The sequence below is a fragment of the Sphingobium sp. LSP13-1-1.1 genome (assembly GCF_040676415.1).
Classification (GTDB): domain Bacteria; phylum Pseudomonadota; class Alphaproteobacteria; order Sphingomonadales; family Sphingomonadaceae; genus Sphingobium.
In genome coordinates this window covers 114,496-130,492 of sequence record NZ_JBEGHU010000078.1, presented here as the reverse complement: position 1 = coordinate 130,492, position 15,997 = coordinate 114,496, and the positions used below count along the sequence as shown (strand labels likewise).

The 15,997-nt window shown below is 65.8% G+C and carries 17 protein-coding genes and 1 tRNA gene; 2 read left to right on the top strand and 16 right to left on the bottom strand.

The window, feature by feature from the left end; genetic code table 11:
- Nucleotides 1-24: 24 nt before the first annotated feature.
- Nucleotides 25-1,281 (bottom strand): tyrosine-type recombinase/integrase, encoded by a 1,257-nt coding sequence (locus MRBLSP13_RS21400; protein ID WP_363756541.1) that lies wholly within the window; start codon nucleotides 1,279-1,281, stop codon nucleotides 25-27.
- A gap of 125 nt (nucleotides 1,282-1,406) precedes the next feature.
- A tRNA-Ser gene (locus MRBLSP13_RS21395) sits at nucleotides 1,407-1,498 on the bottom strand.
- A 230-nt stretch (nucleotides 1,499-1,728) separates the two neighbouring features.
- Here MRBLSP13_RS21395 and MRBLSP13_RS21390 point away from each other — a divergent pair.
- On the top strand, nucleotides 1,729-2,538 hold the full coding sequence (locus MRBLSP13_RS21390) for a DUF1134 domain-containing protein (RefSeq protein ID WP_363739605.1): 810 nt from the start codon (nucleotides 1,729-1,731) through the stop codon (nucleotides 2,536-2,538).
- A gap of 111 nt (nucleotides 2,539-2,649) precedes the next feature.
- Here the strand turns inward: MRBLSP13_RS21390 and dinB are convergent, their stop codons facing one another.
- Genes dinB through MRBLSP13_RS21370 form a run of 4 tightly spaced genes read right to left on the bottom strand, consistent with a single transcriptional unit; the run spans nucleotide 2,650 to nucleotide 5,353 of the window.
- Entirely contained in the window at nucleotides 2,650-3,729 is a 1,080-nt protein-coding gene (gene dinB / locus MRBLSP13_RS21385) for a DNA polymerase IV (RefSeq protein ID WP_363739607.1), read from the bottom strand.
- A gap of 51 nt (nucleotides 3,730-3,780) precedes the next feature.
- Nucleotides 3,781-4,320 (bottom strand): hypothetical protein, encoded by a 540-nt coding sequence (locus MRBLSP13_RS21380; protein ID WP_363739608.1) that lies wholly within the window; start codon nucleotides 4,318-4,320, stop codon nucleotides 3,781-3,783.
- Complete coding sequence (locus tag MRBLSP13_RS21375; protein WP_363739610.1) at nucleotides 4,317-4,841, bottom strand: YceD family protein; 525 nt, start codon at nucleotides 4,839-4,841, stop codon at nucleotides 4,317-4,319. Before MRBLSP13_RS21375 ends, MRBLSP13_RS21380 begins: the two co-directional genes overlap by 4 nt.
- Entirely contained in the window at nucleotides 4,838-5,353 is a 516-nt protein-coding gene (locus tag MRBLSP13_RS21370; RefSeq protein ID WP_363739612.1) for a ubiquinol-cytochrome C chaperone family protein, read from the bottom strand. The genes MRBLSP13_RS21375 and MRBLSP13_RS21370 overlap by 4 nt, the downstream gene beginning before the upstream one ends.
- 141 nt (nucleotides 5,354-5,494) lie before the next feature.
- Between MRBLSP13_RS21370 and MRBLSP13_RS21365 the strand changes: the two genes are divergently transcribed.
- Nucleotides 5,495-6,016 carry an outer membrane protein assembly factor BamE gene (locus MRBLSP13_RS21365; RefSeq protein WP_363739614.1) on the top strand — a complete coding sequence of 174 codons (522 nt, stop codon included), beginning with the start codon at nucleotides 5,495-5,497 and terminating at the stop codon, nucleotides 6,014-6,016.
- Nucleotides 6,017-6,070: 54 nt separating this feature from the next.
- Here the strand turns inward: MRBLSP13_RS21365 and MRBLSP13_RS21360 are convergent, their stop codons facing one another.
- The 10 genes from MRBLSP13_RS21360 to MRBLSP13_RS21315 all read right to left on the bottom strand — a co-directional run bounded on the left by MRBLSP13_RS21360 (nucleotide 6,071) and on the right by MRBLSP13_RS21315 (nucleotide 15,989).
- Complete coding sequence (locus MRBLSP13_RS21360) at nucleotides 6,071-6,937, bottom strand: NAD-dependent epimerase/dehydratase family protein (protein ID WP_363756539.1); 867 nt, start codon at nucleotides 6,935-6,937, stop codon at nucleotides 6,071-6,073.
- 14 nt (nucleotides 6,938-6,951) lie between these two features.
- Complete coding sequence (locus tag MRBLSP13_RS21355; protein WP_363756537.1) at nucleotides 6,952-7,935, bottom strand: ATP-grasp domain-containing protein; 984 nt, start codon at nucleotides 7,933-7,935, stop codon at nucleotides 6,952-6,954.
- Nucleotides 7,932-8,648 (bottom strand): metallophosphoesterase family protein, encoded by a 717-nt coding sequence (locus tag MRBLSP13_RS21350; RefSeq protein ID WP_363756535.1) that lies wholly within the window; start codon nucleotides 8,646-8,648, stop codon nucleotides 7,932-7,934. Before MRBLSP13_RS21350 ends, MRBLSP13_RS21355 begins: the two co-directional genes overlap by 4 nt.
- Nucleotides 8,639-9,841: a glycosyltransferase family 4 protein gene (locus tag MRBLSP13_RS21345; RefSeq protein ID WP_363756533.1), complete on the bottom strand. Its 1,203-nt coding sequence runs from the start codon at nucleotides 9,839-9,841 to the stop codon at nucleotides 8,639-8,641. Before MRBLSP13_RS21345 ends, MRBLSP13_RS21350 begins: the two co-directional genes overlap by 10 nt.
- Nucleotides 9,777-10,640 (bottom strand): sulfotransferase domain-containing protein, encoded by an 864-nt coding sequence (locus tag MRBLSP13_RS21340; RefSeq protein ID WP_363756531.1) that lies wholly within the window; start codon nucleotides 10,638-10,640, stop codon nucleotides 9,777-9,779. The genes MRBLSP13_RS21345 and MRBLSP13_RS21340 overlap by 65 nt, the downstream gene beginning before the upstream one ends.
- The gene (locus MRBLSP13_RS21335) at nucleotides 10,637-11,746 is read right to left on the bottom strand and encodes a glycosyltransferase family 4 protein (protein ID WP_363756529.1); all 1,110 of its coding nucleotides are present in this window, start codon (nucleotides 11,744-11,746) and stop codon (nucleotides 10,637-10,639) included. Before MRBLSP13_RS21335 ends, MRBLSP13_RS21340 begins: the two co-directional genes overlap by 4 nt.
- Nucleotides 11,747-11,907: 161 nt before the next feature.
- Complete coding sequence (locus MRBLSP13_RS21330; protein ID WP_363739628.1) at nucleotides 11,908-13,146, bottom strand: outer membrane beta-barrel protein; 1,239 nt, start codon at nucleotides 13,144-13,146, stop codon at nucleotides 11,908-11,910.
- Nucleotides 13,146-13,721 carry a polysaccharide biosynthesis/export family protein gene (locus MRBLSP13_RS21325; protein ID WP_133654428.1) on the bottom strand — a complete coding sequence of 192 codons (576 nt, stop codon included), beginning with the start codon at nucleotides 13,719-13,721 and terminating at the stop codon, nucleotides 13,146-13,148. The genes MRBLSP13_RS21330 and MRBLSP13_RS21325 overlap by 1 nt, the downstream gene beginning before the upstream one ends.
- A 175-nt stretch (nucleotides 13,722-13,896) precedes the next feature.
- On the bottom strand, nucleotides 13,897-14,739 hold the full coding sequence (locus MRBLSP13_RS21320) for a sulfotransferase family protein (protein WP_363756527.1): 843 nt from the start codon (nucleotides 14,737-14,739) through the stop codon (nucleotides 13,897-13,899).
- Between the two features lie 17 nt (nucleotides 14,740-14,756).
- On the bottom strand, nucleotides 14,757-15,989 hold the full coding sequence (locus MRBLSP13_RS21315; protein WP_363756525.1) for a DegT/DnrJ/EryC1/StrS family aminotransferase: 1,233 nt from the start codon (nucleotides 15,987-15,989) through the stop codon (nucleotides 14,757-14,759).
- Nucleotides 15,990-15,997 lie beyond the last annotated feature (8 nt).

The window sequence follows — 15,997 nt, the reverse complement described above, 5'->3', positions numbered from 1 at the left end:
CGCCTCCTTCAGCCCAACCGCCCCTTAGCGGCGTGGACCTTCCAGCAGCGCCATGGCCGGCGGCATGTCCTTCATCAGCAGGTCCGCCCATTCCTGCGCGATCTCGCGTCGTCGCGGCATATAGGTAGCCCGGTTGTAGCTCGCTTCGACACCCTCGGGAATGTGCGCCAGCATCAGGTCGATGATCGCCCTGTCTCCTGCCAGACCCTGCGCCTGTGCCCGTTCGTTCATGATGGTGGAGAAGGTCGAGCGCCAGCCATGAGGCACATGACGCCCATGGGAAACCAGTCGATTGTTGAGATAGCCAACCGCATTCTCGCTGATCGGCTTGTGTGCGTGGCGCTGACTGGGAAAGACAAGGCGGCTGTGGGGTGCAAAGGCCCGCGCAGCCTGCAGCACCTCCGTAGCCTGACGAGAGAGCGGCAGCATGAAATCGAAACGTGGGTCGATCTTGCGGTCGAGCTTCAGCTTCATCCGCGTGGCAGGGATCCGCCAGACCGGTTTGTCCGGATCCAGTCCTTCCAGCTCCGACCACATTGTCGTTCGCAGGACGCCCTGTCGCAAAGCAGTGAGCGCCAGCATGCGGGACGCGAGCTTGGTCATCGGATGGGCGGGTGCGGCCTCCACCTGCCGCAGCAGCGCGCGGGCTTCCTCCAGCGTGGCAAGCGCGGGTTGCCGACCCTTGATCAGCGGCTTCAGCGCCGCCCTGATGGATGCCGCCGGATCGGCATCGGCAAGGCCGGATGCAATGGCATAGGCATAAACGGCCGAGATCCTCTGCCGCACTCTTCTTGCCGTTTCGATGGAAGGCCGGTCCTCGATCGCCCGAATCACCTCCAGCACCATGGGCGAGGTAATGCCCTTGACCGGCAGGGTGCCGATCTTCGGGAATACATCCTGCTCCAGGCTCTTGATCACATCGGCCCCATGGCGCGGCACCCAGCCGCCCAGCTGCTGGCCGTGCCATTCGCGCGCCACCGTCTCGAAGGTCGTCTCCGCCTCCTCCAGCCGTATCGCAGCCAGCTGCTTCGCCTGCAGGGCAGGATCGATGCCGCTCCTGAGCAGGCGCGCGCCATTCTCCCGCGCTTCGCGGGCCGCGCTCAGGTTCATGTCGGGATAGCTGCCCAGCACCAGGCGCTTTTCCTTGCCGGCAAAGCGGTACTTCCAGCGCCAGGAGCGAAAGCCGGTCCTGGTAACGAACAGGTAGAGACCGTGGGCATCGGAGAGCTTGTAGTCCTTCTCCCCTGCTTTCGCCTTGCGGCATTGCAGGTCGGTCAGCATCCGGTGCCCCCGAATCATTCAAGCTTTCACGAGAACATATGAGATACAGGGAGATCGCAGGTGCACAAGAAATAACGCATTTCTGCGCCTTTTGAGACGATGTGGGATCCATCAGGAAAAGGTGTTGGCGGAGACGGAGGGATTCGAACCCTCGGTAGCCCCTTAAGGCTACGACGGTTTAGCAAACCGCTGGTTTCAGCCACTCACCCACGTCTCCGCACGAATTTGCCCACCGGATAAGATGAGCAGTGGCTAGATGTCGGCCTATAGCGACGGGTTTCATGCATGGCAACGGTCCGGCACGGAGAAAAATCACCCGGATTTCGAAAAACAGATTCGGACTGGCGCGGAATCGACTCGGGTCGCCGTTCGTTCATTGTCGTTTCAGCTTGTTCCCCGATAATCTGAAATGTGGTTGAAGAGCGGTTTCTCTGGGGAGTAGCGGGCATGATCGGGATTTTACAGCGGGTTTCGGGCCGCGCTGGAAGGGCGGGCGCTCTTGCGATCGCCCTTGGCGCTGTCATGCTGGCACCCGTGGCGCAGGCGCAGGTGCGCACGGTCGACCCCAATACCGCGATCGATTCCGATCTAGCGCCCGTGCCGCAGCCGGGCGGCACGCCGACCGACCCCGGGGTAGACACCAGTTCCCAGCCGGGAAACAGTGCGCCTGCGGGCGGCGGCACCTCCTATAATCCGCCTCCGGTAAGTTCCGGCTCCACCGCGACAGGCGCGCCGGTGACAACCAATTCCCCGCCGGCGGCCATATCCCCTGGCGATTCCTATCAGCAGGACGATCTGATCGGCGCGGCCGAAGGGGTGTTCGGCAAGGGCGCTGAAGGCCTGGCCGGGATCATCGAAAAGATCCTGAAGGATCAGGGCCGTCCCAATGCCTATATCGCCGGGCGAGAGGCGTCGGGCGCGTTCGTGGTCGGCCTGCGCTATGGATCCGGCACGCTCAATCACAAGGTGGAGGGCAAGCGGGAGGTATATTGGACCGGCCCATCCATCGGCTTCGACGTGGGCGGCAATGCGGCCAATACCTTTGTCCTCGTCTATAATCTCTACGATACGCAGGACCTTTATCACCGCTTCCCGGCGGCGGAAGGCACGGCCTATCTGGTGGGCGGCTTCACCGCCAGCTATCTGCGCTGGGGCAGCGTCGTTCTCATCCCGATCCGGCTGGGCGTGGGATACCGGCTGGGCATCAACGCCGGCTACATGAAGTTCACCGAAAAGCGCAACTGGCTGCCCTTCTGACGCATAGGGAGCATTGGGTTGGCGCAACGCGATTTCCGGGCGATCGCTGGTCGAGAAATCGCCGAACACAGGAACTCCTGAGCGGCGGCCTGATCCAAGAGGAGCGCCGCTCTACAAGCTGAGGCTGAGCTGGCCGCGCGCCTCGTCCGGCTCCACATGATCCAGATTGTGGACGCCCAGGCCCAACAGGCGCGCACCCATGCGCAGCGGCAGTTGGGCGCGGAGCAGCCCCCGGGCCGTCTGCACCAGCAGGTCAGGCGAGCGTAGGGGAGCAGCGAAGCTCTTCGACCGGGTGATGATGCGGAAATCGGCGAACTTGACCTTCAGCACCACCGTACGGCCATAGGCGCTGCTTCTTTCGATACGGCCCCAGAGATTCTCCGCAATCCGGTCGAGTTCCATGATCAGCGACTCCTCCGTGATGAGGTCGTCGAAGAAGGTATCCTCGACGCTCACGGATTTGCGTTCCTGCCGCTCATGAACCGGGCGGTCGTCCTCGCCCCGCGACGCGCGATAGTAGAACAGCGCCGCGCTGCCAAAATGCTGCTGGAGGAAGGACAGCTCACGCGCCCTCAGGTCCGCGCCGGTTTCGATGCCCAGCGCCTGCATCCGCTTCGCCGTCACCGGCCCCACGCCGTGGATACGCCGCACCGGCATCGTCGCGATGAAGGCCGCACCCTCTTCCGGCCGGACGATGCAGATGCCGTCAGGCTTGTTCTGGTCGGAGGCAAGCTTGGCGATCAGCTTGTTGTAAGAGACCCCGGCCGACGCGGTGAGCCGGGTTTCCTCCCGGATCAGGCGGCGGATTTCCTCTGCGATCAGCGTGGCGGAGGAAATGCCCGGCTTGTTCTGCGTGACGTCGAGATAGGCCTCGTCCAGCGACAGCGGCTGGATGATGTCGGTGAAGCGCGCAAAAATCTCCCGCACCTGGGCCGACACGGCGCGGTAGACATCGAAGCGGGGACGGACGAACAGCAGGTCGGGGCAGAGGCGCCGCGCCCGCGCGCCCGGCATCGCGGAGCGCACGCCATATTTGCGCGCTTCATAGCTGGCCGTCGCGACCACACCGCGAGGCCCGCCGCCGCCCACCGCCAGGGGCTTGCCGCGCAGGCTGGGATCGTCGCGCTGCTCGACCGACGCGTAAAAGGCATCCATGTCGATATGGATGATCTTGCGCGGCGGAGCTTCCATGGCCCGCGCTTATGCCACAGGCCGGAACGAAAAGGAAACGCAAGGCGGGCGTCAGCGTCGGAGCAGGCGAAGATTGTCGAGCAGCCATTCCAGATGGGCCCGGCTGATCCGGCTCCACACATTATAGGTGCAGCGCTGGCCGCCGACGCGCAGATAGGCGAGGGAATGCAGGCCCTGACCGCCCGGATTGGCGGCGGGATAGGGCTGCGCCCCTTCCTGACCATAGCCGGCAAAGGACGGGGTGGGCAGCCGCGCCAGCTCGCGCATATAGGGCCACTGATCGGTCAGCCTGCGCCGCTGCGTCCGCGGGTCCGCCCTGTCATCCGGCAACAGGCCGGTCCCGGCAAAACCATAAGCGCTGCGCAGGCCGGGAAGGTCGAAGGCGACGCCCCAGCCGCCGCCGAAGCGGGCGGCGCGCGGCGTCCCTTCCGGTTCTCCGGGCGCGGCGAGCGCGAGCGGAGCGCAGGATTTGCGGTTTTCCGCTTTGGCCCATTCGGCGCGGGCGCGCCTTTCCCCGATCCGCGTCCCGGTTTCCGCTCCGAAGGCCGGCATGGCGCTGAGCAGCAGCGCCGCCGCCAGCGCCAGCTTCATGTCTTGTCCTTGAGCGAGAGCAGCGCGGCGAAGGGGCTGGCCTGCTCCTCGCTCAGCACGCCCGCTTCGCGCAGGATGCTGTCCGCTTCCGGAGAGCGCGGATAAGGCGTCATCGCCAGCGCCACGGTCTCGGCCACTGCCTCGCCCATGTCGATGACAAGCCCGTCAAAACCGATGGTGTCGCAATCCCCGGCATCCAGTTCCAGCTCGTCACCCTCCGGCACATCCTCCCCTTCCCGGACGAAGCGAAGCAGGAAATCCGTGTCGACCTTCTCCGGCACTGCCGCGCCTGTCGCCACACAGGGCTGGGCAAGATCGGCCCGCACGCGTCCTTTGGCGAAGATGGCGCCATTTTCCTCATTCAGGGCATAATCCGCCTCCAGACGGTCAAGCGCCAGCAGGTTGAAGCGCTTCGCCAGCGCCTCGCGCTCGGCGGCATCGGCGGTGATGGTCACCGGTTGCGCATGGCGGGCAAGCTGGTCAATGCGGACGGGACGGGAAAATTCGGGGGCGGAGCTCATCCAAGGTCTCCCGCCATCAGCGCGTCGCGGCTGAGACAGCCGAGCCTCACCCAGCGCGCGCGCAGATGCGATTCGACATGCGCCAGCGCTTCTGTGGACGGCGCCTCGCCGCGATAAAGATTGCGGGCAATCGCCTCGCCCAGGTCGGCTTCGCCCGACAACGCCGCGCGATAAGCAGCCAACCGGCCACCCAGCGCGCTCACCATCCGGCCGATATGCTTGCCCACGACGACGTCGCCAATCCCTTCCTGCCGCAACTGGCCGTCCATATCGTCCACGAACAATTCGGTCAGCCAGACGCTCTCCTGCGCGGCGCCCAGCGCCTCCAGCCGCATCAGCGCCTGCGCGAGGATCGCGACGATCATGTCGAACCGGCCGTCCATCGTATCGGGAACCTGCCCCTTCACATACCAATGGGGCTGTCGTCCCTCTGCGACGACGGCGTTGTAGAGGGTGCGCATCGCGTCCCTGGGATCGCTCGACGCGAACAGACGCTGAAAGATGCTGGGCATGAGTTTGACTGTTTCCTGGCTTGACCGGTCGGCGGCCCCTTGCCGAGGCTCGCGCATTTCCATATTGATCGCCCGGCCGCCCGATGCAATGGCGGCTTTGTTTTTCGGCAAGGTCCGGGGCCAGCCCCGCAGGAGAAGTTCATGCGCCAGTTCAGCCGCCAATCCCGCAGCGGGCGGATTTTGCTTGGCGCAGGCCTTTGCGCGCTGCTGCTGGGCGCGTCGGGATGTTCCCGCATCCGCACCCATCAGGGCTATCAGGTCGACAAGCTGCTGGTGGATTCGATCCAGCCCGGCATCGACAATCGCGCCTCCGTGGAGGGCACTTTGGGCCGGCCAAGCTTCGTCGCGCAGTTCGGCGACCAGGACTGGTACTATGTGTCGCGCGACATGCGCGCGCTGGCCTTTTCCAACCCCAAGCCGGTGTCCCAGACGATCCTGCATGTCCGTTTCGACGGCGCGGGCAATGTCGTGGCGGTCGATCGCAAGGGACTGGAACAGGTCGCCAGGATTTCGCCTTCGGGCGACAAGACGCCGACTTTGGGCCGCCATCGCAGCCTGTTCGACGAGATTTTCGGCAATATCGGCGCGGTCGGCGCTGCCGGCATGGGCGGTGGTGGCGGCGGCAGCAATACCGGCGGCGGCGGCGGCCCGAACGGGAGCTGACGGAACAGCCGGCCAAGATGCTGTTCCCGCAGGCAGCAGCATGGCGCCCTGGCTTCAGTCCGTCTTCAATATGTCGGTCAGCCCCGCCGCCAGTGGTCGCAGGCGATATCCCAATGCTGCCATCCGGTCGACATTGAGGGCGGGGAAACCCCAGTCCTCCTCTGCTTCAGCTTCATAGGCGATCGGTACGCAGCAGCGCTCCGCCAGCATCCTCGCCAGTTCCGCAATGGTGGTGCGAACACCGCTGCCGACGTTGAAAGCCCCCGCATGCCCGCTGGCGAGCAGCAGCAGCATGGCCTGCGCCACATCCTCGACATGGACAAGGTCGGAACCGAAGGCGCCGCTGCCGTGCACGCGGATGGGGCGCCCACTCGTCGCCGCTCGTGCCATCGCAGCCAGGGCGCCGCTCTGCTGGCCAGGCCCGTAGACCGATGCCAGGCGCAGCGTCTGGAGCAGCACCTCCTCCCCACGGCAGCGTTCGTCCGCATAGATTTCCTGGGCAATCTTTGAACCCAGATAATAGCCCCTGCTGCGGGGAAAGAGTGACGTTTGCTCGTGCGGCGGCCGAGCGGTCGGCGCATAGGCATTGGCGCTGCTCGCCTGCATGATCCGCCCGACGCCAGCTCGAATCGCCGCATCGACCAGCTTGAGCGTGCCGAGCGCATTGATTCGCCAGCAACGCTCCGCTTCGGCCAGGTCATGATGAGCGGAGGGAATGTGCGCGGCCAGATGTACCAGCGCCGCGCAGCCGCCCAGCTCGACCGCCTCGACCGCCGACAGGTCAAGCAACGCCCATTCATCGTCCGGATCAACATCGGGCGGCGGGCGGCGAGAGAGGTGGCGAATGCGCCAGCCGGCCCGGCGCGCCGCCGGCGCGAAGGCGCGGCCGACAAAGCCCGAACCACCGGTCAGTGCTAGCAAGGGAGCGCCGCCGTTCATCGCACCGCGTCGATGCGCTCCTGCGGCACGAACATCTCGTCCAGATAACGCAGGATCACGCCCTCGCGCACCGGTGGCTGCACGACCGGCGTGCCGTAGAGCAGTTTCCGCACGCACATCTCCACCTCATTGAAGCCGGCCATGGCACGCAGCGGCGTCGTACCCGAAAAGCGGGCATTGATCTCGAAGACGCGAGGCGTGCCGTCGGCATCGGTGCGGAACTGGAAATTGGCGGGACCATGGGGTTGCAGCGCCCTGCCGAGCGCCCGCACCTGTTCGTTGAGCCTGGGATAGTCGCCCAGATAAGCGCGATAGCTGTTCCCGTCGCGCAGGTCGCGGCGCATGACGATCGACGCCTGCACCTCGCCATCGAAGACCAGCGTGCTGGCGGTATATTCGCTGTCGGCGTCGCCCACGCATTGCTGCACGACAAGACCGCTGCGCCCCTCCAGCGCCGACGCGAGCGCGGCCCGGTCGTGAACCAGCGACACGCCCACCGACCGCGCGCCGATGCGCGGCTTCACCACCAGCGGAAATCCGACGGCGGCGATCAGCGCCTCGACCGCTTCCCTGTCCTCCGCCGCGGCGGAAGCGGGGTGGGGCAGTCCAACACTTTCGAAGAAGCGCGCGGTTTCCAGCTTGTCGTCGGCGATGGCGACAACGCGCGGATCGCTGACCAGCACATGCGTCCCGAACAGCGCCTCCAGCCGATTCCTCTCCGCCGCGAAATAGGACAGCTCCACATCGGTGCCGACCAGCACCATGTCGGGCCGCTCCCGATCCAGCAGCTGGTGAATGCGATCGCCAAAGGCCGGATCGTCGGCAAAGGGCAGGCGATAGGCGCCATCGGCCCAATAAAGGCCAGCGGAAAGCGGATTGGGGTCAGCCGCGATGATCTGACACTCCAGCGCCGATTGCCGCAGCGACTTGATGATGCCCTGCCCCAGCACCGCGCCAGCTCCGGTCACCAGGATCTTCATGCGAAGAACCGGCAGAGCCGCTCCTGCGTGGCGGCGGACAGGGTGGTGGCGCGGATCGCGTGCATCTGGTCCTCCGGATCGAAATCGATATCGCGGCTTTCCATGGTCACAAAATCTCCCCTGACTTCGATCATCGCCCATTTGGGCGTCCGGTCCCCGTCATCACGCGGTTGGCCGAGCGAGGCGAGGGTGAAGATGGTGGCGGCTGCGCAATCATAGCGACGATGCCGGTGGACATGGCCGAACAGGCCGTAGCGGAAACCCCGCGCCGCAACCGTGTCGGCGGCCTCCTCTGCCTCCTGCGCGGATCGGATGTAGCGCCAGTCCCCATAGGCGAACGGATTGGCATGGGCGGCGAACAACGGCCCCAACGACCAGCTTTCCCGCCAATCGAAGGCCGTCATGCTGCCGGACGGGATATGGGCGGCCGTCCAGTCGACGCTTTCCCGCAGCCATTCGGGCAGGTCGGCGCGATAGCGTTCCGCCGCCGGCGATCCCTGGTACAGCATGTCGTGATTGCCGCTGATCAGGATCGCGCCGTCCCGCGCCGCCGCGCCCTGCACCAGTTCCAGCGTCTCCAGCGGCTGCACCCCATAGGTCAGGAGGTCGCCCAGGATCAGCATCCGGTCGAACCCCTCCCGCCGTGCGGCGGTGAGCGCCAGTTGCAGCGGGTCGCTGGCGGCATGGATATCGGTCAGCACGGCTATTCGCATGGCGATATCGGCCGGGCCAGAGGGGCAATGGCGATGCGTGGATGGCGGCCCGCGATCAGGTCGCGATAAAGGTCCAGATGCGCCGCCGCGCAATTTTCGATGGAAAAGCGGCTGGCGGCTTGCAGCGCGCCTTGCGACAGCGCGGCGTAGCGGACGTCATCGCTCAGCATATCCGCCATGGCCTGCGCCAGCGCGGCGGGATCGGAGGGCGGGACGAGCTGGCCGTTGACGCCGGGCAGGACCATTTCCCGATTGCCCGCCACCGCGGTCGCGACGATGGGCAGGCCGCTCATCGCGGCTTCGATCATCGCGATGGGAAAACCCTCCCAAAGCGAGCAGTTCACGAAAAGGTCTGCCTGCCGCATCAACATATCGACGTCGCTGCGCGCGCCCAGCAGTTCGACCGGCTCTCCCGCCGCCTGGGCCTGAAGCCCTTCCAATTCCGGCCCGGCACCCGCGATGCAGATACGCGCTGCGCGGCCCTGCGCCGCCAGTGCACCCACCAGCGGGCGGGCAGCGCGGAGCAGGGTCGGATAATCCTTTTGCGCCGATATCGTGCCCACGGCCAGGATGATCGGATCGCGCCCGGCGGCAACGCGCGGCTGCCCGGCATGGAAGCGGGGGCTGGCAGCATTCAGGATCATGCGGACAGGCTTTCGCGCATGGCTGCGGAGCAGCGTCTCGCACTGGTCGCTGATCGCGACATAGCTGTCGACGATGCGGTTGAAGAGGGTGAAGGCAGAGGGCGGAAAGGAAAGGCGGCTGTTATGGTGGGTCAATATCACGGGCACGCCCGGCATGGCGAGCGCGAGGGGGAAGAGCGCACGGGCGGTATGGGCGTGGATCACGTCCGGCCGGATCGCGCGCAGGGCGCGCCGCAGCGCCAGCGTACCTGCCACAATGTTGTTGCGATTGGCCAGCCCCAGCGAAAAGGCCGTGGCGCCGCCCTCGCGCAGCCGCGCCCGCATCGCTGCTTCGGTGGCGGGCGCATTGCCGACCTGTCCGGCATCGCTGAGGGACAGGATCGCCGCCTGATGGCCCGCCTGCGCAAAGGCCTCCGCCAGATTGCAGACCAGCATTTCGGCGCCGCCCGAGGTGAAGCTGGTGATGATCGAGCAGATGCGCATTTCAAGCCGCCAGATCGACCCCGGTCGCCGCCAGCAGCGCCAGGGCGCGCGGCGACAGATCGGCACGGCAACGCTCCAGCACCAGATCCGCCTGATCGGGGCTGAGCCATTCGCCGAAGGCGCCCGCCTTGCCGCTGCGCATGCGCAGGCTCTGGTCGTCGCTGCGGTCATAATCATGGCCGGGAATGCCGCCGTCGCGTTCCTTGTCGCGCATCCGGTCGAATTGCGCGGCGGCAACGGCGCGAGCCAGCATGTCCGGTTGCGGCTGCACGCCCAGAAAGGCGAGGATACCCGCAACCGTGGACATGGGTTCGGCGAGCATATGTTCGTAGCTGATCAGGTGATGCCGTCGTCCGGTCAGGCCCGCCGCCCAGCCGTTCAGATAGCCGGTGAGTGCCGCCATCCCATATTTGGGCTCGTCCAGGAAAGCCGCCATGTCGCCGGAAAAGCTCTTCTTGTGGCGGGTCGCATGGAAATAGGCGGACACGATCACGTCGCGGGGATCGCGGACAAGGAACAGGACCGGCCGGTCAAGGAACAGCCTCTCGCGATAGGGCAGATGGCTGACGAGAACCAACGGCAGGTCAGCCTGGCCCGTCCCGCCGATGAAGGCATCGATTCCCCGTACCGGATCACGGTCGAAATTGGGCAGGATGCGAAACGTGCTGGTCAGGTCTGGTTCGAACCCCAGCGCCGCGCTTTCCGCGAAATAGCAGGAGAGCAGATAGCGCAGCCATGTCCGCCCGCTCTTGGGATAGGACACCAGGAAGGCATCGGCCCGCGCCGCCGCCAGCCGCAATGGCGGCTCGTCCCGCAGCCGCCGCCGCATCGCCCGCGCAAAACCCTTCAGCGACATCATGTTCATGACCCTGCCCTCACCCGATGATGGTCGAGCACGCTGGTGATGACCGACTGCCAGCGGGCAAGCACCTGATCATGTCCGAAATCCGCCATCCGCTCCCGAGCCGCCTGCCCCAGCGCGGCGCGCCGGGCCGGGTCGTTGCAGAGCGCGACGATGCTTTCCCCTAATGCAGCGCCGTCGCCATTGGGGACCAGCAGGCCGCTCCGGTCATGCTCGATCATTTCGGCCGGACCCCATTGGCAATCGAAGGAAACGACCGGCAACCCTGCGCCCATGGCCTCGCCCACGACGATGCCCCAGCCCTCGAAGCGGGAGGAGAGGACAAAGAGGTCGGTCCGAGGCACCCAGTCGCCCGGCTTCTCCGTCACGCCGGGCAGGCTCACCCGATCGGCCAGGCCCAGATGGTCGCGCTGCCGCTCGAGCGTGGCGCGCTCCGGCCCCTCGCCCCAGATCACCAGCTTCCAGTCCGGAATGCGTTGCGCCACATGGGCAAAGGCGTCCAGCAGCAGATCGAAGCCCTTTTGCGGCACCAGTCGCCCCACCGCCCCGATGGTATGCCCGTCCGACCGGCGATCCGGCGCGGCACCGGCAGGCGGCACCGGATTGGGAATCACCCATCCCTCCACGTCCATGGCGTCCTTGAACCAGTCCATCGCCCCCTGCGTCATGGTGATGAGGCCGACGGAGCGCGGATAGGTCATCTGCCGCAACCGGCTCCAGACCGGCCCCACCGTCTGGAGCGCGGGATTGTTGCGTTCGGACACGATCACCGGGATATGCAGCGACCGCGCGGCCAGCAGGGAGAGGATGTTGGTGCGGGTCAGGAAGCTTACCACCAGTTCCGGCCGCACCGCCTTCAATGCCCGCCGCAGCAATCTCTGCCGCCGCAGCATCGCCAGCGCGCCGGTCGCGACGGCACGGCGGCGCGACTTCATGCCCAGCCTGAGGATTCGCACCTGCGGATGATAGGCGTAATAGGAGGGGGCGGACGCCTCCTCGAAGACGATCAGGGTGATGCTCCAGCCCTGCGCCGCGAAATGGTTGCAGAGCAGGCTGACGATATGTTCCGACCCGCCCGCGCCCAGGCCCGGAAGGACGAACGCAAGCATGGGTGGCCTGGATGCTCTTACCAGCATGGCGGCGGGGTTCCTGTATAATCACGCTTTTATGCCGTTCACTGTCCTAGCCGGGGGAGCCCAAGTCCATTGCGCGAAGGGGTTAGGAGGCAGCCCTTTGGATCAGTCCTGTCCCGCTCCGGCACGGCCGCGCGTCAATAATGGACGCGCAGTTCGAGACCTCCGCGGATGCGGTCGAATTCGTCCAGCGGAACGCTGCTGTCGCGTTTGGAGAAACGGGCCGTCGCAGCGATGGCGACTCGGCGGTTCAGGGCATATTCCAGCTCTCCGGTGACGCCGTAGAGCTTGTCGGTGTCGTCCACGCCGAAATATTTGCTGCGGCGGTAGAGGATTCCCAGCTGTCCTCTCAGATTGTGGCGGATTTCCTGGTTTATTCCCAGCCGGAAGCGCATGTCCTCACGCGATTGCACCCCGGTCCGATAGGTGGCGACATTGCCGACGAAGCCGTCGAGCGTGATGGCGGTGCGTGGGCGAGGGGCATAGGTGAGTCCGATCTGCACCGACATGCGGGTCTGCGATTCTATCCGCTTGTCCTTGGCATCCAGGCGATAGACGCCGACCGCCGCATCGCCGCGCAACGTGCCACCCGGATCGATGGCGATGCCGACCCGGGCGCCATAGGTTGACGCGTCGCGGTCGAACTGGCCCGGCGCGGGGGCACGGCGGAAATCGCGATGCGCAGCCACCCCCTCGACAAAAAGGCTCGTCAGCGCAGACACGCGCATCATCACCCGCGCAAGCCCACCAACCGCGTCCAGATCACGCTCCTCATCGATGGCCCGGGTATATCGCATGCGCGCTCCGGTGGCCCTGGCCAGAAATCCGATCCGCGAACCCTGGTGCAGATAGGACAGGTCGCCATCCACCAGGTTCAGTTCGCGCGGACCGATATTGGGCAGGGTATTGCCCTCCGGCTCGCCCCGATCCTCTATGAGATGCTGCCAGCTCGCGGCGACGTTCAGGCGGTCGGCGGCTGACGGGTTCCAGTTCAACCCGGCGGCTATGCGTCCACCGACCGCATCTTCCTTCTGATACTGGAAATATTTGCGGATATCCCCTTCCGCCCGGGCGGTCACCTCCAGTGCACTCCCCTTGCGCAGCAGGTCGATATAAGGGCGGACCTGAAGGCGGAAATCATCCTTCTCGCCAAAAGCCTGAGCGTAGATATTGCTGTCATATTCCAGCCGGGCGCTGCCGCCGATCCTTAAGGTCGCGCTCCCCAGCGTCAGCGGCGTCGGTTCGAACAGCCCGCCCGGCGTCCCCTGCTCCGGACCGGCGGGGTCCAGATCCTGCGCATGGGCGTCCGTCAGGGCCGTGATCAGCAACAGGGCCGCAACGCTCCCGGCGGCCCGCCCCAGAGCCGGGGAGGGCATCAAAACCACTTCTCATAAATGCGCACTGTGTCGCCCGGCTGGATCATGTCGCGCTCGCTCGCCCGGCCGACCATCTGTCGACCATCGACCATGCGGGTGATGGCGACGCTCCCCTGTTCGGCGCGAAAGGTGTAACCGCCCGCGACGGACACGGCCGCGAGCACCGACATTCCCGCACGATATTGATATTCGCCGGGGCTCTTCACCTCGCCCAGCACATAGAAAGGACGCAGCCTGACGGGCTGGACGCTGACGGTCGGGGCATTGAGCAACTGGCGCTGCGTCAATTGCTGGGCGATGCTGGCCTGCAATTCGGGCACGGTCTTGCCGCCCGCATCGACATCGCCCAGCACCGGAAGGGAAATCTGGCCGCGATCGTTGACCACATAGCTGCTGCCGCCCGGATCGGCCGCGCTGAGGCCGGGAATCGCCACGCGCACCTCATCGCCCGCGCCCAGCCGATAGGCGACGGTCGGTGCCGGCGGCAGGCTGGCAAGGCCTGACAGCCCGCTCGAGCAGGCGGCTGTCAGGGCAAAAAGGCCGAGGAAAAGGCCATGATGAAGCCGGTTGCGCATCTGCGTCCCCTCTCAAATGGATGTGGTGGAAGTTTAAGCCCTTTGGCTGATTCCGGGGCGGGCAATAACGGCTGGCGGACAGGCAAAAAGGGACAGGCCCCCGAACGCTTTGGGAGTGATACCAACGAGAATTCTGGAAACGCCATGCGCCTGCGGAGGGGCAACAGGCCCTGCGCTATGCCGCCAGCCTCCGATCCTGCCTCCAATGGCTGAGATCGCGCCCGATCAGCTCCTCCAGATCGGCAATGTCCCGCGCATAATAGTCGACCATCCGCTGGCGGAGCGCCGCGGGCAATGGCGGATAGGCGATCTGCCGCGCGAATACCCCACGCACCCGTTCGAACATCGCTTTGCCGCGCAACGGCCGCACAGCCTCCTTCAACGGCGCCAGCGCGGTCCGTACCGGCAGCGGCAGGAAACGCTCGCTGCTGTCGTTGCGCGGGTCGGAACCGACCTGCTTCGAATAATGACGGGGCGCTCCGATATGGTCGCTGACGATGGCGACGCTCGCCTCGGGCGCGGCCTTCACATCCTCGAACAGCAGTATCTTGATTTGCTCCGCGTCGAAATGGGCAAGCCAGCGGCGCAGATGCTGCGCGTAAAGCCCATCCTCCAGAAATCGGGGTTGGTCGTTCGGCCGCCCGTCCAGATAATATTCCGGCCCCTTTGTCACCGTACCGCGCCGGAACAGCATCTTGTAATCGGAATAGGCGCGGTCGACCGGATTGCGAAGCTGCACCACCAGCCGCGCCTCTGGCAGGGCAGCGGCAAGGCGGGCGGGCGCGTCCGGGTGGGCGAGATAGTCGGCGGACTTTTCCCCCAGGATCTGGTCGGGCCGCGCGCCATCGAAGAAACGGCGATAATGATCGAGCCCCTGCGCATGCTCCTGGCTGAAGAAATGCGGCTCCGGCGCGGGCAGGTAGATCGCCGGATTGTCCTGAAGCTGGTTGTGGATCCAGGTCGTCGCCCCCTTGACGGCGCCTATGATGACAAAATGCGGCAGGCGGCCGTTGGCCATCGTCTTTTCTCCCTTCGTCAACAGGACAGTTCCGCCATGGCGATCTCCAGGCAGTTCGCCAGGCGGTGCATGTCTTCCGTATCCAGCAGATGATCCACCGGAAAGGCTATGCTGCGGCGGCCGAGATCCTGCGCGATCGGAAGAGCGCCGTCGCGGCGGACGTTCCGACCCGCAAAGGCGACTTCGCGCGTCATATCGGCGCAGGAACCGCTGCCCACCGGCATGCCCATCTGCATCATCCGGCCAATGATCGGCGTGGTCCCCGCCTCCCCCAGCCGGTCGGCCGCAACGGTCACATAAAGCCGGTAGAAGGCGTGGCCGACCTCCGGCGGAATATCGGGCACCTCCACCGCCGGATTGGCGCGCAGCAGGCGCATCAGGGTTGCGGCATTGTCGCGCCGGGCGGCCAGCCAGCGGGGCAGCTTGGCGAGCTGCGCCCGCCCGATGGCGGCCTGCATCTCCGTCATCCGCCAATTGCTGCCGAAACTGTCGTGCAGGTAGCGGAAACCGCTCGTCGTGGCCGGCGTAAAGAATTTTTCGGGGTTCTTGCCATGGTCCTTATAGGCCCAGGCCCGTTTCCAGTGCGCTTCCTGCCGCAGCAGGAGCATGCCGCCCTCGCCGCCCGTGGACATGATCTTGTCGGTGCAGAAGGAAAAGGCGGCGGCATCCCCGAAGCTGCCCACCCGACGGCCATGAAGGGTCGCGCCATGCGCCTGCGCGCAATCCTCGATCAGCCACAGGCCGTGATCATCGGCCAGCGCGCGCAACGCCGCCATGTCGCAGGGCCAGCCGGCCAGGTGCACGCACAATATCGCCCGGCTGCGCGGCGACAGCATCCGGCGGGCGGAGTCAGGATCAATGGCGTTGCTGATCGGGTCGATGTCTGCAAAGACCGGCGTCGCGCCGACCGCGACGATGCAGGCCGCGCTGGCAAAGAAGCTGCGCGAGGGCAGGATCACCTCATCGCCCGCCCCGATGCCCAGCGCCCGCAATGCCAGTTCCAGCGCGACCGTCCCATTGCTGACCGCGACGCCGTGGGGCATGCCGCAAAACGCCGCGAATTCCGCTTCGAAGGCGCGGTTCTGCTCGCCATGGACCATGGCATTGACCCGCCCGCTTTCCAGAACCCGCGTCACCGCCGCGATCTCGTCCGGCTCATGCTGCGGCCAACGCAACGCGGCATGGTCAAGCGGGCTGAGGCGCAGCGGAACAGGGGACTGAATATGGGCTTGCGCAGGCACGGCTTGCATCTTGGTTT